Annotated in this window: 21 protein-coding genes; 13 read left to right on the plus strand and 8 right to left on the minus strand. The window is 41.7% G+C overall.

Features of this window, described 5'->3' with window-relative positions; all coding sequences use genetic code 11:
• The first annotated feature begins 258 nt into the window (after positions 1–258).
• The 4 genes from guaB to recJ all read left to right on the plus strand — a co-directional run bounded on the left by guaB (position 259) and on the right by recJ (position 5,554).
• Positions 259–1,725, plus strand: coding sequence for an IMP dehydrogenase (gene guaB, locus MMO42_RS05815; RefSeq protein ID WP_005147644.1), 1,467 nt, complete (start codon positions 259–261; stop codon positions 1,723–1,725).
• A gap of 127 nt (positions 1,726–1,852) precedes the next feature.
• Positions 1,853–3,190, plus strand: coding sequence for a phosphoglucosamine mutase (gene glmM / locus MMO42_RS05820; RefSeq protein WP_241319690.1), 1,338 nt, complete (start codon positions 1,853–1,855; stop codon positions 3,188–3,190).
• A 12-nt stretch (positions 3,191–3,202) separates the two neighbouring features.
• Positions 3,203–3,853 (plus strand): pyridoxamine 5'-phosphate oxidase, encoded by a 651-nt coding sequence (gene pdxH, locus MMO42_RS05825; RefSeq protein ID WP_241319691.1) that lies wholly within the window; start codon positions 3,203–3,205, stop codon positions 3,851–3,853.
• Positions 3,854–5,554: a single-stranded-DNA-specific exonuclease RecJ gene (gene recJ / locus MMO42_RS05830; RefSeq protein WP_241319692.1), complete on the plus strand. Its 1,701-nt coding sequence runs from the start codon at positions 3,854–3,856 to the stop codon at positions 5,552–5,554.
• A 46-nt stretch (positions 5,555–5,600) separates the two neighbouring features.
• On the opposite strand, the gene MMO42_RS05835 is transcribed toward recJ, so the two are convergent.
• Positions 5,601–6,458 carry a putative porin gene (locus MMO42_RS05835; protein WP_241319693.1) on the minus strand — a complete coding sequence of 286 codons (858 nt, stop codon included), beginning with the start codon at positions 6,456–6,458 and terminating at the stop codon, positions 5,601–5,603.
• 226 nt (positions 6,459–6,684) lie between these two features.
• Positions 6,685–7,497 (minus strand): putative porin, encoded by an 813-nt coding sequence (locus tag MMO42_RS05840; RefSeq protein ID WP_241319694.1) that lies wholly within the window; start codon positions 7,495–7,497, stop codon positions 6,685–6,687.
• Between the two features lie 409 nt (positions 7,498–7,906).
• Here MMO42_RS05840 and prfB point away from each other — a divergent pair.
• From prfB to MMO42_RS05865, 5 genes are all read left to right on the plus strand, one after another.
• Positions 7,907–9,002, plus strand: a protein-coding gene (gene prfB / locus MMO42_RS05845; RefSeq protein ID WP_096089470.1) for a peptide chain release factor 2 whose coding sequence is annotated in 2 segments (ribosomal slippage) — positions 7,907–7,978 and positions 7,980–9,002 — 1,095 coding nt in all. Because the reading frame shifts where the segments join, the coding sequence is not laid out codon by codon here.
• A gap of 162 nt (positions 9,003–9,164) precedes the next feature.
• Complete coding sequence (locus MMO42_RS05850; protein ID WP_032863220.1) at positions 9,165–9,467, plus strand: helix-turn-helix transcriptional regulator; 303 nt, start codon at positions 9,165–9,167, stop codon at positions 9,465–9,467.
• A 27-nt stretch (positions 9,468–9,494) separates the two neighbouring features.
• On the plus strand, positions 9,495–10,559 hold the full coding sequence (locus MMO42_RS05855) for an alkene reductase (protein ID WP_241319695.1): 1,065 nt from the start codon (positions 9,495–9,497) through the stop codon (positions 10,557–10,559).
• Between the two features lie 109 nt (positions 10,560–10,668).
• Positions 10,669–11,988, plus strand: coding sequence for a 3-deoxy-D-manno-octulosonic acid transferase (locus tag MMO42_RS05860; protein WP_241319696.1), 1,320 nt, complete (start codon positions 10,669–10,671; stop codon positions 11,986–11,988).
• On the plus strand, positions 11,985–12,695 hold the full coding sequence (locus tag MMO42_RS05865) for a 16S rRNA (uracil(1498)-N(3))-methyltransferase (RefSeq protein ID WP_241319697.1): 711 nt from the start codon (positions 11,985–11,987) through the stop codon (positions 12,693–12,695). Before MMO42_RS05860 ends, MMO42_RS05865 begins: the two co-directional genes overlap by 4 nt.
• Here the strand turns inward: MMO42_RS05865 and MMO42_RS05870 are convergent.
• Positions 12,692–13,654 carry a mechanosensitive ion channel family protein gene (locus MMO42_RS05870; protein WP_241319698.1) on the minus strand — a complete coding sequence of 321 codons (963 nt, stop codon included), beginning with the start codon at positions 13,652–13,654 and terminating at the stop codon, positions 12,692–12,694. The two genes, MMO42_RS05865 and MMO42_RS05870, sit on opposite strands and share 4 nt — an antisense overlap.
• A gap of 131 nt (positions 13,655–13,785) precedes the next feature.
• Positions 13,786–14,349 carry a DUF805 domain-containing protein gene (locus tag MMO42_RS05875; RefSeq protein WP_241319699.1) on the minus strand — a complete coding sequence of 188 codons (564 nt, stop codon included), beginning with the start codon at positions 14,347–14,349 and terminating at the stop codon, positions 13,786–13,788.
• Between the two features lie 337 nt (positions 14,350–14,686).
• Between MMO42_RS05875 and acs the strand changes: the two genes are divergently transcribed.
• Positions 14,687–16,630 carry an acetate--CoA ligase gene (gene acs / locus MMO42_RS05880; protein WP_005297526.1) on the plus strand — a complete coding sequence of 648 codons (1,944 nt, stop codon included), beginning with the start codon at positions 14,687–14,689 and terminating at the stop codon, positions 16,628–16,630.
• A gap of 55 nt (positions 16,631–16,685) precedes the next feature.
• Here the strand turns inward: acs and MMO42_RS05885 are convergent, their stop codons facing one another.
• Positions 16,686–17,228 (minus strand): cysteine hydrolase family protein, encoded by a 543-nt coding sequence (locus MMO42_RS05885; RefSeq protein ID WP_046739887.1) that lies wholly within the window; start codon positions 17,226–17,228, stop codon positions 16,686–16,688.
• Positions 17,229–17,332: 104 nt separating this feature from the next.
• Here MMO42_RS05885 and MMO42_RS05890 point away from each other — a divergent pair, with 104 nt between their 5' ends.
• Entirely contained in the window at positions 17,333–17,746 is a 414-nt protein-coding gene (locus tag MMO42_RS05890; protein WP_241319700.1) for an AsnC family transcriptional regulator, read from the plus strand.
• A gap of 75 nt (positions 17,747–17,821) precedes the next feature.
• Here MMO42_RS05890 and sfnG read toward each other — a convergent pair whose 3' ends face one another.
• Both sfnG and msuE read right to left on the minus strand, forming a co-directional pair.
• Positions 17,822–18,928: a dimethylsulfone monooxygenase SfnG gene (sfnG, locus tag MMO42_RS05895; RefSeq protein WP_241319701.1), complete on the minus strand. Its 1,107-nt coding sequence runs from the start codon at positions 18,926–18,928 to the stop codon at positions 17,822–17,824.
• A 27-nt stretch (positions 18,929–18,955) separates the two neighbouring features.
• The gene (gene msuE, locus MMO42_RS05900) at positions 18,956–19,696 is read right to left on the minus strand and encodes an FMN reductase (RefSeq protein ID WP_005297521.1); all 741 of its coding nucleotides are present in this window, start codon (positions 19,694–19,696) and stop codon (positions 18,956–18,958) included.
• A 349-nt stretch (positions 19,697–20,045) separates the two neighbouring features.
• Here msuE and MMO42_RS05905 point away from each other — a divergent pair, with 349 nt between their 5' ends.
• Positions 20,046–20,696 carry a response regulator transcription factor gene (locus MMO42_RS05905; RefSeq protein WP_004657203.1) on the plus strand — a complete coding sequence of 217 codons (651 nt, stop codon included), beginning with the start codon at positions 20,046–20,048 and terminating at the stop codon, positions 20,694–20,696.
• Positions 20,697–20,819: 123 nt separating this feature from the next.
• Here MMO42_RS05905 and omp33-36 read toward each other — a convergent pair whose 3' ends face one another.
• Positions 20,820–21,716, minus strand: coding sequence for a porin Omp33-36 (gene omp33-36, locus MMO42_RS05910; protein WP_241319702.1), 897 nt, complete (start codon positions 21,714–21,716; stop codon positions 20,820–20,822).
• A gap of 732 nt (positions 21,717–22,448) precedes the next feature.
• On the opposite strand from omp33-36, the gene blaOXA reads away from it, so the two are divergent.
• The gene (gene blaOXA / locus MMO42_RS05915; protein WP_241319703.1) at positions 22,449–23,285 is read left to right on the plus strand and encodes an OXA-286 family carbapenem-hydrolyzing class D beta-lactamase; all 837 of its coding nucleotides are present in this window, start codon (positions 22,449–22,451) and stop codon (positions 23,283–23,285) included.
• The last annotated feature ends 251 nt before the right edge of the window (positions 23,286–23,536 follow it).

Raw genomic sequence — 23,536 nt, forward strand, 5'->3', positions numbered from 1 at the left:
AGTGAAATGTAACGCTTTATGGCGTGGTGGGGCAGAGAGGTTGCTGTTCCATCCGTGAGTTTTGGTTTTTGATCTGTAGGTTATTGAATATAATATGAATAATAAAAAGTTGAGCGAGTTATATTTTCACGAATCAGTACTCAAAAAGATGGAATAGAAAGCCACCGAAGTGCCGATTAAAATTATTTTCATCATAGAAAATGAAATCACATCGAAATTTGTTTATAATAGCTCACGGAAATTACCAGTGAGATTGTTATGCTGACCATCGTTCAAGAAGCGCTAACCTTCGATGATGTCTTATTACTTCCTGCCTACTCAACTGTTCTCCCAAAAGATGTCTCCTTAAAGACACGTTTAACTCGCGGAATTCAACTTAATATCCCTCTCGTTTCTGCTGCAATGGATACAGTGACTGAATCACGTATGGCGATTGCGATGGCGCAAAATGGCGGTATTGGTATTTTGCATAAAAACATGGATATTGCAGCGCAAGCCGCTGAAGTTCGCCGTGTGAAAAAATTTGAAGCAGGTATGGTGAAAGACCCAATTACGGTTGGTCCTGAAACGACAGTACGTGAGCTGATTGCGATTACCCAAGCGAATAATATTAGCGGTGTGCCTGTTGTAAAAGATGGCAAAGTGGTGGGTATTGTCACAGGTCGTGACACACGCTTTGAAACCAATCTTGAACAGCCTGTAAGTAACATCATGACAGGCCAAGATCGCCTCGTGACTGTTCGTGAAGGCGAATCGAAAGAAAATATCCAAGCATTGCTACAAAAGCATCGTATTGAAAAAGTTTTGGTCGTTGGTGAAAACAATGAGCTGAAAGGCTTAATTACCGTAACCGACTTCCGTAAAGCTGAAAGCTACCCAAACAGTTGTAAAGATGATTTGGGTCGTTTACGTGTTGGTGCTGCGGTTGGTACAGGTGCTGAAACCCCAAGTCGTGTAGAAGCTTTGGTTGATGCAGGCGTAGATGCGATTGTCGTAGATACTGCCCATGGTCACTCAGCGGGTGTTATTGAACGTGTACGTTGGGTAAAAGCAAACTACCCACAAGTTCAAGTCATTGGTGGAAATATCGCAACAGGTGATGCAGCATTGGCATTGCTTGATGCTGGTGCAGATGCGGTGAAAGTTGGTATCGGTCCTGGTTCGATCTGTACGACCCGTATTGTGGCAGGTATCGGTATGCCACAGATTTCTGCAATTGATAGCGTTGCCAACGCACTGAAAGATCAAATTCCTTTGATTGCAGATGGTGGTATTCGTTTCTCTGGTGACATGGCGAAAGCGATTGGCGCAGGTGCGAGTACGATTATGGTGGGTTCACTACTTGCCGGGACTGAAGAAGCACCTGGTGAAGTTGAATTCTTCCAAGGCCGCTACTACAAAGCGTATCGTGGTATGGGTTCATTGGGTGCAATGGCAGGCGTATCTGGTTCTGCTGACCGTTACTTCCAAGACGCTAAAGCGGGTGCGGAAAAGTTAGTTCCAGAAGGTATTGAAGGCCGTGTTCCATACAAAGGACCAATGGGTAACATCGTACACCAAATGATGGGTGGTTTACGTTCATCAATGGGTTATACGGGCTCATCGGTTATTGAAGATCTTCGTCAAAATGCGAAATTTGTGAAAATTACTTCAGCAGGCATGTCAGAATCACATGTTCATGACGTGACGATTACCAAGGAAGCGCCAAACTATCGAGTTGGTTGATTTTTGGTAATTTTGCTGATCGAAAAACCGTCAGGACACTGACGGTTTTTTTTGTTTTGGTGTAAAGTGAATACAATGAAGAAAGATATGGTTAGACACCATATAAAGATAAGAAAGTGAGTAAAAGATGAGCTATTTTGGTACTGATGGAATTCGCGGCAAATTTGGACAAATGCCAATTACTCCAGAGTTTGCATTAAAATTGGGTTTCGCGGCAGGAAAAGTATTAAAGAGAAATAGCCCTAAAAATAAACCGATTGTGGTACTGGGGAAAGATACACGTTTGTCGGGTTATATTTTAGAAGCAGCATTGCAAGCAGGTTTGAATGCTGCGGGTGTTTATGTCCATTTATTGGGACCATTACCAACCCCTGCGATTGCACACTTAACCCGTGCGCTGCATGCACACGCGGGAATCGTCATTTCGGCTTCACATAATCCGTATTTTGATAATGGGATTAAGTTTTTCTCGAGCGCAGGCAAAAAACTTCCAGATGCAATCCAAGAACAGATCAATCAAGAGCTAGAGAAAGATCTCGTCATTGAGGACACAGCAAATCTGGGCAAAAGTGTACGTGTAAAAGATGCCAACGGTCGTTATATCGAATTTTGTAAATCGACTTTCCCATATCATTTTGATTTGCGTAATTTAAAAATTGTGGTGGATTGTGCTAACGGAGCAGCGTATAGCGTTGGGCCATCGGTTTTCCGTGAATTGGGCGCCAAAGTCATTCCATTATTTAATGAGCCAGATGGTTTAAACATTAATGAAAACTGTGGTTCAACCCATCCTGAGCAATTGCAAAAAGCAGTGCTGGAACATCAGGCAGATGTCGGTATTGCTTTTGATGGTGATGCCGATCGTGTGGTGATGGTGGATAAAAATGGTCAGTTGATTGATGGTGACCATATCCTATATATCCTTGCAACACAGGCTAAAAATAAGCCAGCGGGTGTTGTTGGCACAGTAATGAGTAATATGGCACTCGAGCTGGCATTAGAAAAAGCCAATGTTGCTTTTGTACGTGCGAGTGTGGGTGACCGTTATGTATTACAAGCACTTGAAGAAAATGCTTGGATGACAGGTGGTGAGCCTTCAGGTCATATTCTAACTTTAGATAAGAGCACCACAGGCGATGCCATCATTGCTGCCTTACAAGTACTTACGGTGATGGTGGAACAAGCGAAAGCGTTACATGAATTGGTGGACGGTTTTGTGTTATTCCCTCAAGTGCTGGTGAATGTACGCTTACAACACATGATTGACCCGTATTCGATTCCTGCTTTGGTTGCTGAATTTGAAAAAGCGGAACAACAACTGAAAGGTCGTGGACGTTTGTTGATTCGTAAATCAGGGACAGAACCTGTGATTCGTGTCATGGTTGAAGGTGATCAACAGCAAGAAGTTGAAGCATTAGCGAACCATTTGGCCGATGCGGTACGAGCTCACGCCCAAGCTGCTTAAGGGAGAGCGATCATGAGTGATGTGATTAAGGACCTGAGTGAACTGCGCTTAAGTTATGAGCAAGGTGAATTGCATGAAGCGCAAATCAGTGTGCAGCCACATGTACAGTTTCTCAATTGGTTTAACCATGCATTGGCCGCGAATCTACATGAGCCTTATGCCATGTCTTTAGCGACAGCAAATACGCAAGGCCGTCCACATGTACGTACGGTTTTGTTACGTGGTGCGACCGAAGCAGGTTATGACTTTTATACCAATTATGACAGTCAGAAAGGCTTAGATTTAGCTGAAAATCCATATGCAGAGTTGCTGTTTTACTGGCCAAGTCTGGAACGTCAGGTGCGTATCGGTGGTCGGGTGATAAAGATTTCTGAACAAGAGTCGACGGATTATTACCATAAACGTCCACGTGATAGTCAGATCGCCGCACATATCAGTACCCCACAAAGTGGTGTGATTGAGAGCCGTGAGTTATTGCAACAACGTTTTCAAACATTGCAGAGTCAAGCCCAGAATGAATTGGATAAGCCTGAATTTTGGGGTGGTTATCGCCTCGAAGCAGATTATTATGAGTTCTGGCAAGGGCGACCAAATCGCCTACATGACCGTTTAAGTTATGAAAAACAGAACGGACTTTGGACTATACAACGTTTGATGCCATAAATGACCCAGATTCAAATTCAAAAAAGACCTTTGCTGACACGCCCTGAACAGTTTCAGGGCGTGCCTATGTTTATCGCTGAAATTTTGGCAAGACGTGGTGTTCAGTCCGAACAAGAGTTGCAACTCAAGCTCAAGCATTTACTCTCTCCCGCATTAAAAGGGTTGGAACAAGCGGTTGCCTTAATGGATCAAGCCATTGATCAACAACAGCAGATCGTCATTGTCGGAGACTATGATGCTGATGGTGCAACCAGTACTGCTTTGATGGTTCTTGCGTTGAAAGATATGGGGGCCAAAGTTGAGTATCTGGTACCTGATCGTTTTAAGTATGGCTATGGACTCACTCCTGCAATTGCAGAGCTGGCACAGCAAAGTTATCAGCCCGATCTTTTGATCACCGTGGATAATGGTATTTCCAGCCATGCGGGTGTAGAAACGGCACAGGCATTGGGAATGCAGGTGATCATTACGGATCACCACCTCACGACTAAACCAACACCTTGTGCTGAAGCCGTGGTCAATCCGAATCAGTTGGGGTGTGAATTTTCCAGTAAAGCACTGGCAGGGGTAGGCGTTGCCTTTTATGTATTGGCGAAATTGGCCAGTGCCCGCAGTCAGCAAGGTAAAAGCAGCAGCAAAGTCACCCAGTATCTAGATCTGGTGGCTTTGGGGACTTATGCAGATGTGGCAAGTCTGGATTACAACAATCGGATTTTGATTGATGCAGGTTTAAAGCGTATTCAGCAGCATCAATGTCGTGCTGGTATCTTGGCTTTGCTGGATATTGCAGGGCGAGATGCCGCCAGTTTACGTGCGCAGGATTTAGGCTTTGTTGTTGGTCCTCGAATTAATGCGGCAGGCCGTATGGAAAGCATGCGGATAGGGATTGAATGCTTGCTTGCACCTGACATGGCAACAGCTTATCCGATTGCACAGCAGTTGAATCAGCTGAATATTGAACGCCGTCAGGTTGAAACTGAAATGAAGCAACAGGCTATGCAAGCCTTGCAACATATTCAATTAGAAACCTCACATTTGCCTGCTGCACTTGTGATGTTTGATGAACAATGGCATCAAGGTGTGATTGGGATTGTGGCTGGACGTTTAAAGGAACAGTTTCATCGACCAAGTCTTGTCTTTGCTCCAGATGAAGATGGAATCCATATCAAAGGTTCAGCACGTTCGATTGAGGGGATTCATATCCGAGATACCATTGAGCAGGTGGCGGAGCAATATCCGCATTTGGTCAGTCATTTTGGTGGACATGCGGCTGCGGCAGGTTTGACCTTAAGAAAAGAAAATTTTGATGAATTCAAAATTATTTTTACCCAATCTGTGGCTGAAATGGATGAAGATTTGTTTCACGCTACCTTGTGGACGGATGGTGAACTGACTGATTCAGATCTGCATTTGGGTACATTGGACTGGATTGAGCAATTGGGTCCGTGGGGGCAGAAATTCCCATTACCTCAATTTGAGGGTCGATTCAAAGTGATCGATTATCGTTGGCTCAAAGAGCAACATTTAAAACTTAAATTGGCGGTCGGGTCACATTCCATAGATGCGATTGCATTTAATGCGATGGATCGTTTTGAATTTAATCCAATGCTGGGTTATGTCGATCTAGTTTATACCTTGGAACGCAATGTCTTTAATGGCAACACCAGCCTACAATTGCAAATCGCTTTTTTAAAGCAATAAAAAATCCGCTCTGATGAGCGGATTTTTTATTGCTTTACGCTATTGATTAGAAGCGGACAGTACCGTTAAGACCGTAAGAATCAGCACCATCTGTTGTGGTATAACCGATACCTAAAGCAAATTGTGGAGTAAAGAATTTTTGTGCACGAATATTGAAAACACTGTCTGACTCATCAGCAGTAGAATCTGCAAATGAGATGCCGACACTGAGGGTTGGATCAAGATAAAGATCAGCACCTAGGCGATATGTCGTTTCATCTCCAATATAAGTTAGTGCTTCGAAGTTGGTATAGTAACCACCAATTTGTGAAACATACTTCGCGCGTAAAGAAACGGCGGTATCGTCATTTTCGCCAGACACGATTGCAGCATTTGAAAGTGTATTGGTAAAGCCATATTGAGCAATTTGCACTGGATCTAGGCTATCAGATAAATCGGCAACACCGACTGCAAGTAGTAATCCATTGATGGGTAAGAAACCTGCTTCAAGACTATAGCCATCGCCATTTTCAGAATTAGAGCCTAGACCATTAATTGTTGCTTTGATATTGGTACGATGTAAGGTACCAGATAGATAGAATTGTGAGTTAGGTACATAAAACTCACCTTGAAGGCCGATAATATTAAATTGTAAGTCACCTAAATCTTCGTCATCTTTCAGTTTGCTATAGGCATAACCACCACCGATATTCGATGCTTTGTCTAAGAAAGCCGCTTCTGCTAAAGGTGCATTACGGGTTTGCACAGGGTTAAAATAATATTTACCGCTGATTACTGCACTATTACCTTTACCATCATCCATATTGATATGTTCATATGCACCGTTGGTTTCAGTTTGATAAGCATGGGCATTGACTGCAAAGCAAGCACTCACTAGTGTTGCAAGAATACTTAATTTTTTCATTAGAATTTCCCCCCTCGATTAAAAATAATACATATTTTGTTACATGCTGTAGTGTAGTCAAAAATAGGCAAGCGTCAATTGCTAAATGCAGACGACTGTTGAAAAGCTTACAAGGGAAGAATGGTTGAGTGGGGATCGAAAAGTGATTGGAAAATTATTTGAAGCAATAAAAAAAGCCCTGAATCATTCAGGGCTTTTTCCGATATAAAACAGTTCTGTTCAAGTCTTAGAAGCGGTATGCACCACGAAGACCGAATGAAGTGTAGTCGTTATCAATATACGATTTATCGTTACCGAAACCTACACGACCTTCCAAGCTCACTTGTTGATTGAAGAATTTCTTCGCAGAAATACCCCATTCATTTGAATTGATGAAAGTGTTGTCGTAATCAAGTTTTTGGTAATCAACACCAACGCTTAAAGTTTTGTCAATGAAGTAATCACCTTTTAACTTCACTTCTTTGTTGTCACCAAAAGCAGTGTATGCTTCTAGGTTCACGTCATTTTGACCCATTTTAGTCACATACTTCGCACGAAGTGTTGGACTAGTTTCACGGTCGCCATCTTTCACATCAACAGTTTTTGCACCAGCAGCAACTAATAAACCTGGTGCTGGTAAGTAACCCACTTCAGCTGAGTAATGGTTAATTTTTAATTTGTCTTCATCAGTTGCATATTTAGAATTTGGTTTGATTTCTTCACGGCCAATATTACCGCTTAAATAGAAATCACTGTTTGGAACAAAGTATTCGATACCTGCGCCATATTGGTTATTTTTAAATGCATCATCTTTTTCATGAGCGTACTGTGCTTTTACATTGCTTGCACGATCAAGGAAAGCTGCTTCTGCAAGTGGAGCATTACGTGTTTGTACTGGATTAAAGTAATACTTACCATCTACGCTGAAACGATCATTATCACCAAAACGATCTTGGTCTTTATAGGTATAAGAACCACCTACCTCAGCTTGATAAGCATGAGCAGTGCCTGTTACTGCGATAGCAGATAAAAGTGCTGATGCAATTGCTAATTTTTTCATGGTTGTTTCCTCATTAAGATTTAAACCAAGTGTTAAACACTAATACATGTTTTGTTACAACTCGAGTCTAGAGCAATTTTCACTAGCGTCAATCTTGATAAAGTAATCGAACTGTACGAATGTAATGGACTTGTAATTTTGACATTTTATGTATTTGATATATATAAACAAAAAATCATTGTTTTGATTTATTAAAACTTAGGATGAATTATGTGTTTTAGTGTTTTTAGTCTAATTTTTACACAATGGGTCTGCTGAAACGAGGGATTAAAAACATTGAAAAGATAATAAAAAGTAATGAGAAATGCAAATTTAACAAACAAAAGGATTCAAAATGACAGAGCTGTGTCGACCAAAACAGTTATGTTAAAATAAGCAATTAAGTGAAAAACTGTGTGAGAAAAGACGCGTGGAAATTAATCCGTATTTAATTCAATTGAAAGATTTATCTGATCGTAGCCAAACACTACGGGGGTATCTTTGACTACGATCTAAAAGCTGAGCGTTTAGAAGAAGTTTTAAGAGAATTAGAAGACCCTGCGATTTGGAATGATCAGAGCCGTGCTCAGGCCATCGCAAAAGAAAAGGGCAGTTTAGAAAACACGCTAGGTGTATTTGATCGTCTTGCTGAACAGTTAGATGATGCAAAAGCAATGCTTGACCTCGCAGTTGAAGCGGATGATGAAAGTTTATTGTTGGATGTACAAGCAGAATTAGATAGCGCTGAACAGGCTTTGGGTAATCTTGAATTCCGCCGTATGTTCAGTAATCCGATGGATCCAAACCCTTGCTTCCTTGAGATTCAATCAGGCTCAGGTGGTACAGAAGCACAGGATTGGGCGTCGATGTTATTGCGTATGTATTTACGCTGGATCGAACGTCATGGCTTTAAAGCTGAATTGATGGAAGTGTCAGATGGTGACGTGGCAGGTATTAAATCTGCCACCATCCGTGTTGATGGCGAGTTTGCTTATGGTTGGTTACGTACCGAAAGTGGCGTACATCGTTTAGTACGTAAATCGCCATTTGACAGTAATAACAACCGTCATACGTCGTTCTCAGCAGTGTTTATTTCACCTGAGATTGATGACAATATCGAAATCGATATCAACCCATCAGATGTTCGTACCGATACCTACCGTGCTTCGGGTGCAGGTGGTCAGCACATTAACAAAACCGATTCTGCGGTACGTTTAACGCATGCACCAACAGGCATTGTCGTGGCATGTCAGAACCAGCGTTCGCAACATGCCAACCGTGACCATGCGTGGAAGCAATTACGTGCCAAACTCTATGAGTTAGAGATGAGCAAGCGTAATGAAGCAGCGCAGGCTTTGGAAGACTCGAAATCAGATATCGGTTGGGGAAGTCAGATTCGCTCGTATGTTTTAGATGATTCACGCATTAAAGACTTGCGTACAGGTGTGGAAAATTCCAACACCAAAGCAGTTTTGGATGGTGACTTGGATAAATTTATCGAAGCAAGTTTGAAACAAGGTTTATAAGTTTTAATCCAATTAAAACGGCAATCTCGTTCAGCATCTATTGGTTAATCGAAAAAATATGATATTAATATCGAAAAAAATGGATATTAATATTTGAAAAGTTCGATATACTGGATTCAGGTGCTGAACAAAGTGTTGCCGCTTGAGAAACGTGGTGAGTCTATGGATATTGATGTTATAAGCAAAGCCTTAGCCAATCCATTACGTCGACAGATTTTGCAATGGTTGAAAGAGCCTGAGCAATTTCTACCCGTTGAGCAATGTGGTGGTAGTTTTGAACGTGGTGTATGTGCAGGACACATCGAACGTTTAGGAAAAGTTGCACAATCGACCATGTCGAATCATTTGTCTGTACTACAACAGGCCGGTTTGATTAATGTCGAGAAATATGGACAGTGGTCCTATTTCACACGCAATGAAGCTTTGATTCAGCAATATATCGAACATTTAAAACAAGCACTTTAGATCGAAGAAGTGTAAGTTGAGGCGATCATGGCTGAACTAAATTCTACTTTGCAAGTAGGTGATTTCACGATTAAAAACCGCTTGGTTTTAGCTCCGTTAACCCGAGCACGTAGTGGTGAACAACGTATTCCAAACGATTTAATGGTGGAATATTACCAACAACGTGCCAATGCGGGTCTTATTATTACCGAAGCAACGGTCATTAGCCCAAAAGCAGCGGGATATGCCAATACGCCAGGTTTGTGGTCGCAAGAACAAGCTCAGGCATGGAATAAAATTGTTGAAGCTGTGCATGCACAAGGTTCAAAAATTGTGGTTCAGCTTTGGCATGTTGGACGTATTTCACATCCAGACTTGTTGGATGGTGATACGCCTGTGGCACCAAGTGCGATTCAACCTGCTGGTGAAGTCAGTTTACTTCGTCCAAAGCGTGCCTATGTAACGCCGCGTGCATTATCGCATGAAGAAATTCAGGAAATTGTTGCGCAATATAAAAATGCCGCAGAACAAGCGAAAGCGGCGGGTTTTGATGGTGTGGAACTGCATGCGGCGAATGGTTATTTGATCGACCAATTCTTGCAAAGTAAAACCAATCATCGTGATGATGAATATGGCGGTTCAATTGAAAATCGTGCGCGTTTATTACTGCAAGTGGTCGATACCTTTATTGACGTTTGGGGCGCTGGTCGAGTTGGTGTGCATCTTGCGCCACGTGGTGATTCGCATGATATTGGCGATGAAAATCCATTGGCGACATTCGGTTATGTCATTGAGCAACTGGATCAACGCAATATTGGCTTTATTTTCACACGTGAATATGAAGCTGCAGATAGTGTTCTGCCAAAACTACGCCCGAAATTTAAAGGGGTGTGGATTGCTAATGAAAATCTAACAGCAGAGTCGGCTAAGCGTATTTTGGCGACAGGGCAAGCGGATGCAGTTTCATTCGGTAAACAATATATTGCGAATCCAGATTTGCTTGAGCGTTTGCAACACGATTTACCTTTGAATCCGCTTCAGCCACAAACCTTATATGGTGCAGGTGCGGAAGGTTATACCGATTATCCTGTATTTGAAAAGCTAGAAGCTTAATCTGCTTTAAAGCTTCAAAAATGACTCATGTGATTTACCAAAATCGCATGAGTTTTTTATTTAAATTCCGCATAATGAGCGGGAATCAAATTGTGAATCATGGTCTCGGATGGCGCAGCAAAACGCAGTACAGCAAACCCCGTTCTGGTATAACTTTCTACTGACATGTATCAAACCGCTATATCGTTGGAAAATCAAACAGCGGGCGGAAACTGATGCACTATTCCAGCAGGAATGTATAGAACGTTTTGGTCCATTCCAAGCCCCTCAAAATTTAAGGACGATTTGGTTTCATGCCGTTTCTGTCGGTGAAACCAACGCAGCCCAACCTTTAATCGAGCATTACTTAAAACTTGGTCATCCAGTTTTGGTGACCAATACCACCAAGACCGGACAGGCACGTGCAAAATCACTTTTTTTAAAAGCACCTTACCTTGATTTATTTCAGGCAGTGTATTTGCCTGTCGACCAAAAAGCATTACTGAAACAATTTTTTGCTTTATATCAGCCTCAGCTTTTGGCTCTAGTCGAAACTGAAATCTGGCCAAATTTAATTGCACAGGCAAAGCAGCAACAGATTCCCTGTATTTTATTGAATGCACGCCTTTCCGAAAAATCAGCCAAAGGTTATGGCAAAGTTCGCCGCTTGGCCCAGCCCATGTTGCAACAGTTGACTTGGATGCTGGCACAAGATGCCGCAACGCAACAACGTTATATCGATTTAGGTCTTGATCAAGTCAAAAGTCAGGTGGTTGGGAATATTAAATTTGATATTTCAGCACCACAACAGTATTTGCAACAAGCACAGCAGTTAAAACAAGAGTGGCAATTGGCGAGTCGTCAGATGATTACTTTAGCCAGTACGCATGCGCCCGAAGAAGAAAGTTTACTCAAACAATTACAGCCACATTTAAATTCAAATCCGAATTTACTCTGTATCGTGGTGCCACGTCATCCTGAACGTTTTGATGAAGTGTATCAAGTGTGCCAAAGTTTGAATTTAAAAACTCAACGCCGTAGCCTTCAACAACCGATTCAAGCGGATACACAGGTATTTCTGGCCGATAGTATGGGCGAAATGTGGTTGTGGTATGCCTTGAGCCAAGCCTGTTTTGTCGGTGGTTCACTCAATGAGCCAGGTGGCGGGCATAATATTTTAGAGCCCATGGTGCTGAATGTCCCCACCGTCATTGGTCCGCGTTATTTCAATTTTCAAACCATTGTGGATGAATTTGTGGCTCAACAAGGCATTCTGATTGGAGAGGATGCAGCACAGGTGGGGCAGCAATTATTAGCTTGCCTAGATCATGCTGCACAGACTCAGCAATTGGTTCAGCAAGCACAACTGGTTTTGCAGCGTAATAAGGGTTCACTGCAGAAACATATTCAATTGCTTGATCATTATTTACAGCAAACAGTATCGTCATGAATATTGTTTTACTTGAACCTGAGCAGTGTAGTTCGGTGGATGCGTGGCAGATTAGCCAACCCAGACAATTACTGCATTTAGGTCAGCACTTACAACTGAAGATTGGAGATCGTCTTAAAGTAGGTGTACGTCATGGATCGCGTTATCTTACGGAAGTTCAAAGTATTTCTGAACAACAGATCATTGTGAAACCTATTCAGTTAGAAGCGCTGCCTGATAAGCTTCCAGTGCATCTGATTCTCGCGTTACCACGTCCTAAAGTATTGCGCCGTATCATCATGGATGCGGTGACGATTGGGGTGGAACGGATTAGTCTGATTCACAGTTACCGAGTGGACAAGAGCTATTGGCAAACACCGTTTTTACAGCAACTCAATGATTATGTGACTTTGGGGTTAGAACAGGCGGGCGATACCATTGAACCCGAAATCCAGCTTTATAAACGCTTTAAGCCTTTTGTTGAAGATGTTTTACCAGCTTTGATAAGCGCAGAACGGCCAGCCTATGCGGCTCATCCTTATGCAGAACAGCAAATGCCTTATGCAATTCAACATGGCTGCAGCTTGATTGTTGGACCAGAGGGCGGTTTTATTCCGTATGAGGTCGATCTGCTCATAAAAAACGGCTGCCAAGCAAAGAGCTTAGGCAACCGAATTTTACGAACTGAAACCGCGGTATCGAATATTTTGGGACGCTTATTTGTCTAAAGTGTCTTGGGTTCAGGTTGATCGCCACGGTAGACTTTGACTTCTTGTACTGGGTAAGGAATTGAAATTCCTTTTTCATCAAAAGCAGTCACGACCAGTTCCTGAATTTCACTGATAGATGCTGAGGTGCTGGTTTCAGTGGTATTGACCCACCAACGTACCGTTAAATTAATCGAGAAATCTGCCAGTGCGGTGACATTAACTGAGAATCCCGGTTGGCTCAGCACGTTCAGATTGCGATCCAAGATATCGAGAATAATTTTTTTGGCTTTTTGCATGTCATCTTCATAGCCAATGCCAACGACAAACTCACAACGACGACGTTGATAGGCATTATTCACCGTTACTGCACTGGTATACACCGTGGCATTGGGAATGACGATACGACGGCCATCAGGGGAACGTAAAAAGGTGGCACGGATTTGAATATCTTCGACATTTCCTTCCAAGCCATTCACGACAATATCATCACCAATACGGAAAGGTTCACTGATTAAAATCAAAATACCTGACAGTAGGTTTTGAAAAATATCTTTGAAAGCAAAACCGATCGCAACAGAACCAATCCCAAGAGCACCAATCAACTGACTTGGCGTGAAGCCTGGAATGGCAATCACTAATGCAATTAAGAAGCCAAAAAAGAGAATAAAAGTGCTACCGACCCGATTCAGTACCAGAACTAAGTTTTGACGGGTATAGCTGCGATTTTCCAAGGTTTTGCGAATAAAGAATTTAAACAACTTGGTGAGTAGCCAAAAAATGATGAATACCGTGATCGCAATGCCGATGTAGGGAATACGCTCCCAAAAGCTATCCATGATTTTATCAATCGTGGTATAGGCATCGTGATATTTTTCAGTATGCGCGAGTACGGTTTGCGTGGTTTTAGCCCCCGCTTGATGGATCAACTGGCCCGTATCTTTCGCCACTTCCGTCAATGTTGTTTGTTCATTTGCCACAGGAAAATCTCTATTTCGCAAAGGAAGGAGTAAATAAGGGAAGCAATCATAATGAATTTATTGCCAACACGCATGCAAAATTCAATCTTTGCTTCCCATTATGATCAAATCCATCAACTGAATGCGATCGCTTAAAAATATTCGGTCGTATTTTGAATGATTTGTGTTGGTGCATCCCATAAATCTGGGCTGGCAAAATAATAAGCAAAAACAAACATGCCGAACATCATCAACAGACTGAACAGAATCATGATCCATGCGAGTATTTTTTCCCACGCACTGGATGGACGAATATCACCATAATCATTGCGGTGAGGGGTTCCCGGTGCCAATAAAGCGTATAGGGTGAACAAAAATTGCAGTACAGGAACCAAGAGCAGTAAGCACAGCCAACCTGTTTTATTCAGGTCATGCAGGCGACGGATAAGAAATACAATTTGCAAATAAAATGCAGCGAACCACAATCCAATCAGGGCAAAGATGGTCATGCCTGAAAATGTAGAAAAGAAGGTTTCATCGACATTACTGAGACTAAAAATGCCAGCGAAGGCGAAGATACCGAGAAAAGCCCCCATACACACGAGGCTGAGTAGACCATACCAAGCGATATAACTCAGACGGTTGAAGCGACCATTTGGGGAGAGCGGATGGTCACTGCTTGCTTGTATTTGAGCAGTTGTTGCGGGATCAAACATAGAGTGTTCCTATTTTTCTGATTATTAAATCTTTTAAAGGCTTGGCAATGATCAAAATAATCACTCATTTTAAAAACAAAAAGCATAGACAAGCAGTTCAAATTTAAATTATTTTGAGTAAATTTTTGAAAATAAAATGATCGTAAAAGCGTCGGCTTTGCTATTTTAGCCTATAACTTAGTCAAGATCGAAAGATTAAAAGCCCTGACATTTCTACGACCAAAGCCGCATTGTTTGCGCTTGTAAATGGTGTCAATACTGCAAGTGAGAACAAAACATACCCGTGTAATAGATGAGAACATCTAAGGTATGAGATAAAAAACCAAGGAAGTGAGCTATGAAAGAAATCTACCCAGTGCCTGATAAATTCAAAGAAACGGCAAGAATCTCTGAAGCAGACTATTTCAAACGTTACCAGCATTCGATTGAGCAACCTGAAGCATTTTGGGCAGAAGAAGCCAACAAGATTGAATGGATCAAGCCGTTCACACAGGTCAAAAATACCAGTTTTAATCAAGATAATTTTAAAATCGAATGGTTTGCTGATGGTGAGTTGAATGTCTCAGCCAACTGTTTAGATCGTCATCTCAAAGATAATCCTTTAAAGCCAGCGATTATTTGGGAAGGTGACCATCCTTCACGCCATAAAATCATCTCATTTTCTGAACTGCATGATGAAGTTTGTCGTTTTGCCAATGTGTTAAAGAAACAAGGTATTCGCAAGGGCGATCGCGTTGTGTTGTATATGCCAATGGTGCCTGAAGCGGCAATTGCGATGTTGGCCTGTGCACGAATTGGTGCAGTGCACTGTGTGGTATTTGGTGGTTTTTCACCAGATTCATTGGCAAGCCGAATTGAAGACTGTCAAGCAAAACTGGTGATTACTGCGGATGCAGGAATGCGTGGAGGAAAGTTACTTCCATTGAAAGAAAACGTGGATGCAGCTTTAGAAATTGATGGAACCAATAGTGTTGAAAATGTGATCGTAGTGCATCGCACAGGTAACCCAATTCAGTTCAATGCAGAACGTGATGTTTGGTATCACTTGGCGATCATGGACGTAGACGAACATTGTCCACCGGAACCAATGAAAGCAGAAGATCCTTTATTTATTCTGTACACCTCGGGTTCAACAGGTAAACCAAAAGGTGTGCTGCATACGACAGGTGGTTATCTGGTTTATGTAAATACCACCTTTAGAGAAGTTTTCGATCTACGTGAAGATGATGTGTATTGGTGTACTGCAGATGTGGGCTGGATTACAGGCCACAGTTATTTACTCTACGGTCCATTGAGTAATGCCACGACCACGGTGATGTTTGAAGGGATTCCACAATATCCAACATGGGCACGTATTGGTCATGTGATTGATAAACATAACGTCACGATTCTGTATACGGCACCCACCGCGATTCGCGCCATGATGCGTGAAGGTGATGCCTATGTACGTGAAAGTAACCGCAGTAGCTTACGTTTACTCGGTTCGGTGGGTGAGCCGATCAACCCAGAAGCGTGGAATTGGTATCATGAAGTGGTCGGTGAAGGCCGCTGCCCAATTGTCGATACATGGTGGCAAACAGAAACAGGCGGTATTTTAATTTCACCATTACCGGGTGCGACTGCCTTAAAACCGGGTTCAGCGACACGTCCATTCTTTGGGGTACAGCCTGCATTGGTCGATGGCGAAGGCAATGAGCTCGAGGGGGCGACGGAAGGTAATCTGGTAATTAAAGATTCTTGGCCGGGTCAAATGAGAACGATTTGGGGTGATCCACAACGTTTTATCGAGGCTTATTTCTCGACCTTTAAGAATTACTATTTTACAGGTGATGGCGCACGTCGCGATGCTGATGGTTACTATTGGATTACCGGACGTGTCGATGATGTACTTAATGTATCAGGTCATCGCTTAGGGACTGCGGAAATTGAGAGCGCCCTAGTCTCGCATGTGGCCGTTGCAGAGGCTGCGGTGGTGGGTATGCCGCATGATATTAAAGGACAGGGGATTTGTACCTTTGTCACTTTGCAAGCCGATGTCGCTGAATCTGAGGAGCTACGTAAGGAGTTGGTTAACTGGGTACGTAAAGTTCTTGGGCCAGTGGCTACCCCTGATGCACTGCATTGGGCACCTGCTTTGCCAAAAACCCGTTCAGGTAAAATCATGCGCCGTATCTTGAGAAAGATTGCAGCCAATGAACTGGATAGTTTAGGTGATACCTCAACCCTTGCTGAGCCAGCTGTAGTTGATCATCTGATTGCCACGGTTTATCCAAACCGATAAATCTATTCAAATTTAAAAAGAGCGTTCGATGGAGCGCTCTTTTTTTCTGCATGATTTAATTGTGCGCTAAAAAATCAGCAGTGTTTTGTACCGTGGCAAAGAAACCCAGTGCAGATAAGAATGCAGTTTGTACATCGGCTGCTTTGGCGATCTTAGCATCATGTTCAAGATCACGGGTTGCAGTCGCGTCGGCGATCACAATCGGTTGGTAGCCAAGTTCTTTGGCTGCACGTGTACCTGAATCAATGCATACATGGGTCATCATGCCAGTTATCACTAACTGCTCAACTTGATGCTGCTGTAACAAGGCTTGAAGATTGGTTTCCAGAAAGCTATTGGGAAAATGTTTTTCAACAATCAGTGAGCGATCTGTGACTTTAAGTTGTGGATGTAATTCAACACCCACTGTATTTTCCTGAAAGAAACTGGCAGAGGCAGGGTTTATGTGTTGAATGTAAATAATGGGTAAATTGTTTTGAATAAAATGATCTTCTAATAGATTGGTTTGCGCTAGAGCAAGGTCTGGATTGACCAATTCCATTTTGCCATTTTTAAAATAATCGTTTTGGACATCAATAATCAGTAAGGCTTGTTTCATCATTTTTTCTTCCAGCGTTAAGATAAAACAAGAGTAGGGTGAAACGTAGAAATCGGCTATATTCAGATGAAAGCATTGTTGCTGGTTTTCTTTCGTAATGAAAAATGAATATTGAACTTGATCCGATTGATCTGAAAATTATTGAATTGCTAAAACAAGATTCGCGTTTAAGCCATAAAAAAATAGGACAGCGAGTGCACCGTACTGGGCAAGCTGTTGGAGCGCGGATTGCTCAATTGATGGATGCAGGCATCATCAAAAATTACACCGTTGCGATCAAGTACGAACATAAGCAGTTTATTCAATTGTTTATGAATGATCAGCAAGCGTTTGTCGAGGTTGAATTACTGGTTAAACAATACGAGCAGGTGGATGAATGTTTTAAAATTCTCGGGAATGCTTGTTATATGATTGTCAGTCATTTTAATCCATCACAATTAAATGAGTTTATTGAGCAACTGTCGCAGTGGTGCCGATATTCGGTTGAAACGGTCATGCGGGAAATTGAGACTGCTTAAATTAAAAATCCCCAAGCCGAGCCTTGGGGAGAAATATTCAATCGCTTTTATTTTTCTTCTTATTTAATGCCAAGCTTATGCTGATTTTGCCTCCAGTTGAATTTCCTGTTGTTGTTCGAGCTGACGAACCAGTGGCAATACTTTTTCGCCAAAATATTCTACTTCTTCAATAAAATGTAGAAAGCCTGAAAGAACCAGATCAACGCCAACATTCTTCAAAGCCACAATCCGTTCCGCAATTTGTTGCGGTGTACCAATCAGATTAGTCTTAAAGCCGTCATTGTATTGAACCAGATCATCAAAGGTCGATTTTGCCCAGTTACCTTCACGTTCAGGTGCTGCCGCGCCTGCTTCACGGGTCGCATCACCAAAGGCATTCACGGCTTCGACATTGGCTTGTGCAATGATGTCATTCAGTACGGCTTTGGCTTCTTCCTCAGTATCACGCGCGATGATAAAGGCATTAACGCCTATTTTGACGTCTCGGTTGGCCAGCTTGGCCTTGCCGCGAACATCATCGACCTGTTTTTTAATTTCTTCGACACTATTGCCATTGGTAAAATACCAGTCCGATACTCGTGCAGCCATATCACGTGCGGCACGTGAACTACCACCCTGAAACACCTCAATATAAGGTTTTTGCAAAGGTTTCGGTTTCAGCGTGTAATTTTGGAATTGGTAATATTTACCCTCAAAGCTGTAATTGTCAGTGGTCCAGATGCCTTTCAGAGTACGAATAAACTCTTCTGAGCGAACATAACGTTCATCATGCTCGGGCCAAGGTTCGCCAATGGCATCAAATTCACCACGGAACCAGCCACTGACCACATTAATCGCAATACGCCCTTGGGTGAGGTAGTCAATGGTTGCCAGCTGTTTGGCTGCAAGCACGGGTTTCCAAGGGCCAGGTAAGATCGCTGCAATTACTTTGAGTTTTTCGGTTTTTGCCAATAAAGCATGGCTAAAACTCACTGATTCATGTTGGTTCTCTGCGCCGTAGCCAGCGGTAAAGCGGATCTGTGTGAGGGCATATTCAAAGCCACTTTTTTCTGCTGCTTGTGCTAGGCGTACATTATAGTCGTAGCTCCAATCTGTACGTTGTTCAATGTTGCTTACAACGAGACCGCCACTCACATTGGGAACCCAGTAGGCAAATTTAATTGCTGATGCTGTTATTGTCATCGTTGTATCCTCCATAAAAGATATGGTTTATGCGACGTGGGTTAAATTCTTGGCTGACTTCGGGTGTAAGCGAGATTCAGCTGCATCCAAATTGGGTACTGCCGCAGATGGCAATACTTCTGCTTGTTCAATCTGTTTGTTGATGCCAAGATTTTGATTGGCCTGCTCGGTTTTGGTTTTAATGGCAGCAGCACGCTGACCTTTGGCAGGTGCCCATTCCAAAATCGGTAAAGCACGTGCCACAGCTAAGGTGACGCGATCAGACAATTGCTCGCTTTTAACCGTATATTCAGGCGTAAAATCACGATCGGTAGCATAGACGCCAATGGGCAAAGTCTGTGCTTGGAAGAAGCTAAATAGTGGGCGTAATTGATGTTCGAGAACCAAAGCATGACGATCACTTCCACCTGAGGCTGCTAACAGAACAGGAACGTCGACCAAGGCAGTTTGCTCAACAAAGTCGAAGAAATGCTTAAATAAGCCTGTAAATGAAGCACGATAAACAGGTGTTCCAACAATCAAAGCATCTGCGGCTTCAACCGCAGCCAAATCATCTTGTACGCGTTGTGGCAGCTGATTACGATAAATCGCACCACCCAATAACGGCCCAATTTCACTCAGTTTGACGAAATGCACCTTGATATTAATTGCCTCTGAAAGCTCATCAAGAATCGCCTGAACTAAACTTTCTGTTTTTGATGGACTATTTAAGCCACCAGATACTGCAACAATATTTAGAGGAGTCGAGAGGGTATTGTGATTGGACATAATAACGGCCTAAAAGATCATTTCGAATTGCTATTTATTTACCTATACCGCATGCCAAGCTGTAAAATAAGGAAATGCTGCAAGCTTATCTTTTTTAAAGATATGTCGATAAATCACAATAAATATCAAATTTCAGGCAGTTAATTTTCTGTTTCTATTCAAGATTTTTGAATCTGTTTTATTCACAGAACATTTTAATGAAGTTATATCAATATTTGATTTATTTTGCGGGAAAAGGAAATAAATCCTGTCTTGTGCTTGACCTAGCCTTGAATTGAAAATAGGCTTAAGCGGATTGAATTTAAATAAACATCGTACAGTGACGTACTTGCAGATAGCTTAAGCGCTTATGAATATTTTAATTGTAGACGACCATCCTTTATTTAGACATGCTTTGATTCAAGCGGTTCGTTATAGTTTGCCTCAGGCGCAGATCCAAGAGACTGCAGATGTAGATGAATTCTATGCACGTTTAGAACACGGTGCAGAACCTGATTTGGTCCTTTTGGATCTAAACCTACCCGGTGCTTCAGGTTTCTCTGCCTTAGTCTATGTCCGGGCCCAATATCCTGCGATTCCAATTATTGTGGTTTCGGCACACGAAGAAGTTTCGATTATTCAACGTGCAATTGCGCATGGTGCCATGGGGTATATTCCTAAATCTTCACATCCGAGCCATATTGGGGAAGCGATTAAGCATGTCTTAGAAGGAGAGATTTGGTTACCACCCAATTTACCAACACATGCAGGCTTTGATCCTCGTGCGGCAGATGAAACGGCTTTAGCTGAACGTTTACAATCACTGACCCCACAACAGTTCCGTGTCTTGATGATGGTGGCGGAAGGTTTATTGAATAAGCAAATTGCTTATGAACTGGAAGTTTCCGAAGCTACCATCAAAGCACATGTCACTGCAATTTTCCGTAAGCTGGGTGTACAAAATCGAACCCAAGCGGTGTTGGCGATTAGTGCTTTAAATATTGAAGATAAAAAGATGTAAGAGATTTAAAGTAAGAAATCCAATTTCTTGCTTTATTTAGATCTAGAAAATAAAAAACCAGTTCATAAGAACTGGTTTTTTATTATGAATTTAGTGTTCTAAAGTTAGAACATAAATCCAATATTAGAAACGGAACTTCGCGTTTAAGCCAACAGTTTGCGTATCTACGTTTGCATGTAATGCATTTGCATTTACATAGCTAGCACCAACAGCAATCGCTGGAGTGATGAAGTAGTTTACGTTCGCGCCCCAAGCAGATTTGATTGGAGAGAAGTTGTCGTTAGTTGGGTTTTTGCTAAAGTTTGCTTCAGCATAAGAAGCGCCAACACTTAACTGAGGTGTTACATAAAGATCAGTTTTTAAACCGTAAGCTTGGTTTTCGCCGTATACAAGGCCAGTTTCAAAACCTAATGCCATGTTTGTACCGTCGATGTTACCTACGTATTTAGTACGTGCAGTTACAACGTCTTGTTTGTCGCCAATCGTTGCTGCATCAGCAACAGCACTGAATACACCATTTTCAACAGCTTTGTTTGCATCTAATGCAATTTGGTCAGCAACGCGAGTATAACCAACAGCAACTAAGAAGTTAGGTAAAACCATAGCACCAAGTTCTACAGAGTAGCGGTCGCCATTGTCTTTTTCGTCTTCAAACTTAGTTTGAGAGTGGCTATATGCAGCACTTGCATAAGCAGGTACATAAGGAGTAGGAAGATAAACTTCACCTTTTGCACCGAAAGTGTTGTTCTTAACAGTTAATGATTCATCACCGCTTAATTTTGCATAGCTGTAAGCAGCTGAAACATTAGAAGCTTGGTTTAAAAACGCAGCTTCAGCTAAAGGACCTTTAGCAGCGTCTACATTTTTGAAGTAGTAAGTACCTTGAGCAGCACCAGTAAAGTCTTTGTCATTTAAGTCTTTAGCTTCGATGAATTCAGATTGACCTTGAACTTCGAATTGGTATGCGTGAGCACCGGTCATGGCTAAAACTAAAGCAGTGGCTAAACCGAGTTTTTTCATAATGATTTCCAGCTTTAAAACAATTAAAGAGTAAAGTTGGAGTCATTGTATTGTAACAAAGTATGAAGTCAATGTAATAAATTTGGGCTTCCGATAAACGAACAAAAGCTGAACAGGTGGTGCATAAAAAACGAACGATTGGAGAAAATGTTGTCAACCTTTTATAAAGTATATATCTAACAAGTAGATATGTTTATTTTTTAATGAGATAAGGAGGCTGATAAGAATAGCATCGCTAAATATTTTAATTGGTTTCTTCAATTATAATAATCGTTTTTTTCGTTTAAAAGGTTCTTATTTTTGTCACAAAGCACGGTTAGAAAGTGTGAGTTAAAATCCTATTCTGTAATTTTTATGCGATAGACTTTGCAAAATTATGATACTCATTCTCAATTAATATAAACTAAAAATCATGTAAAAATCGCATTTTTAATGATCAATTAGCAAAATCGATTGTAACAATAAACCCGATCTATTTAATCAACTTTACTTTATGAGAAGTAACTCACATAATACAAAGCAAGAGATATCTAATTTGCATTTAAGTGTCTCGTAACATTTTCTTTGAAGTATTTTGATGTTGTTAACATCATCGTTTTACTAGCTCGGCTTTCCCCAAGGTCGAGCTTTTTTTTATCTTTTTTCTGACGTTTTAGATGAAATAACGCTACAAAGACCAAGTCGTAAAAGATTTATAGTAGCAGTTTATTCTACTTTTCCACCTGTTTTATCATGTCAAAAAGATTAAAAATTCTCGCGTTGAGTGCATCTTTCACTTTTGCTTTACCTTTGGTCGCTTGCCAGAGCTTTGGCGACCAAACACAGGACATCATGGCGGAGAAAAGTGAACAACAAAATATTGCCGCCCTTTTCCAACAGGCTCAAACAAGTGGTGTGTTGGTGATCTATGATGGAAAGAAAATTCAAAAATATGGCAATGACACCAGTCGCGCAGAGCAACGTTATATCCCTGCTTCAACATTTAAAATGCTGAATGCGTTAATTGGCATACAACATCATAAAACCACGCCAAATGAAGTCTTTAAATGGGATGGCCAAAAACGCGCATTCAGTAGCTGGGAAAAAGATCTCACATTAGCTGAGGCAATGCAGGCATCGGCTGTACCTGTATATCAAGAGTTGGCACGACGTATTGGTCTAGAACTGATGACCAGTGAAGTGAAGCGAGTAGGTTATGGGAATAAGAATGTTGGCACACAAGTCGATAATTTTTGGTTAGTCGGCCCATTAAAAATTACTCCTATAGAGGAAGTACGCTTTGCCTACGCATTGGCGAAGCAAAAACTGCCATTTGATCAATCCACTCAGCAACAAGTGAAAGGCATGTTATTGATTGATGAAGTTCAAGGAACCAAGATTTACGCGAAAAGCGGCTGGGGTATGGATGTTAACCCGCAAGTAGGATGGTGGACTGGGTGGATAGAGCAAGCAAATGGCAAGGTCACGGCTTTTTCATTGAATATGGAAATGAATCGGCCTGAGCATGCAGATGCCCGTAAGGCAATAGTTTATCAAGCCTTACAGCAACTGGATTTATTGGCGAATTAGCTTGTTTTTTTTAAGCTAAAAAAAGACCCAGCTTTGGGGAAAGCTGGGTTGAAAAGGATGTTTGCTATTGGGGGAGAAAACATCCTGAGGGTTTCTGTTTTTAAACACTAGAATCTTGCTCTGATTAAATTATGTGCTTTAGAAAGTAATTTGTGAAATTGATAATTTTTATTCTTTAAATAGAATTTTCCGATTTTTAATTGAGTTAAATCTAACAAGAATATGTGTATTTTAGCTGTTAAATTGAATTT

The sequence above is a fragment of the Acinetobacter sp. ANC 3882 genome, from assembly GCF_022549545.1.
Taxonomy (GTDB): domain Bacteria; phylum Pseudomonadota; class Gammaproteobacteria; order Pseudomonadales; family Moraxellaceae; genus Acinetobacter.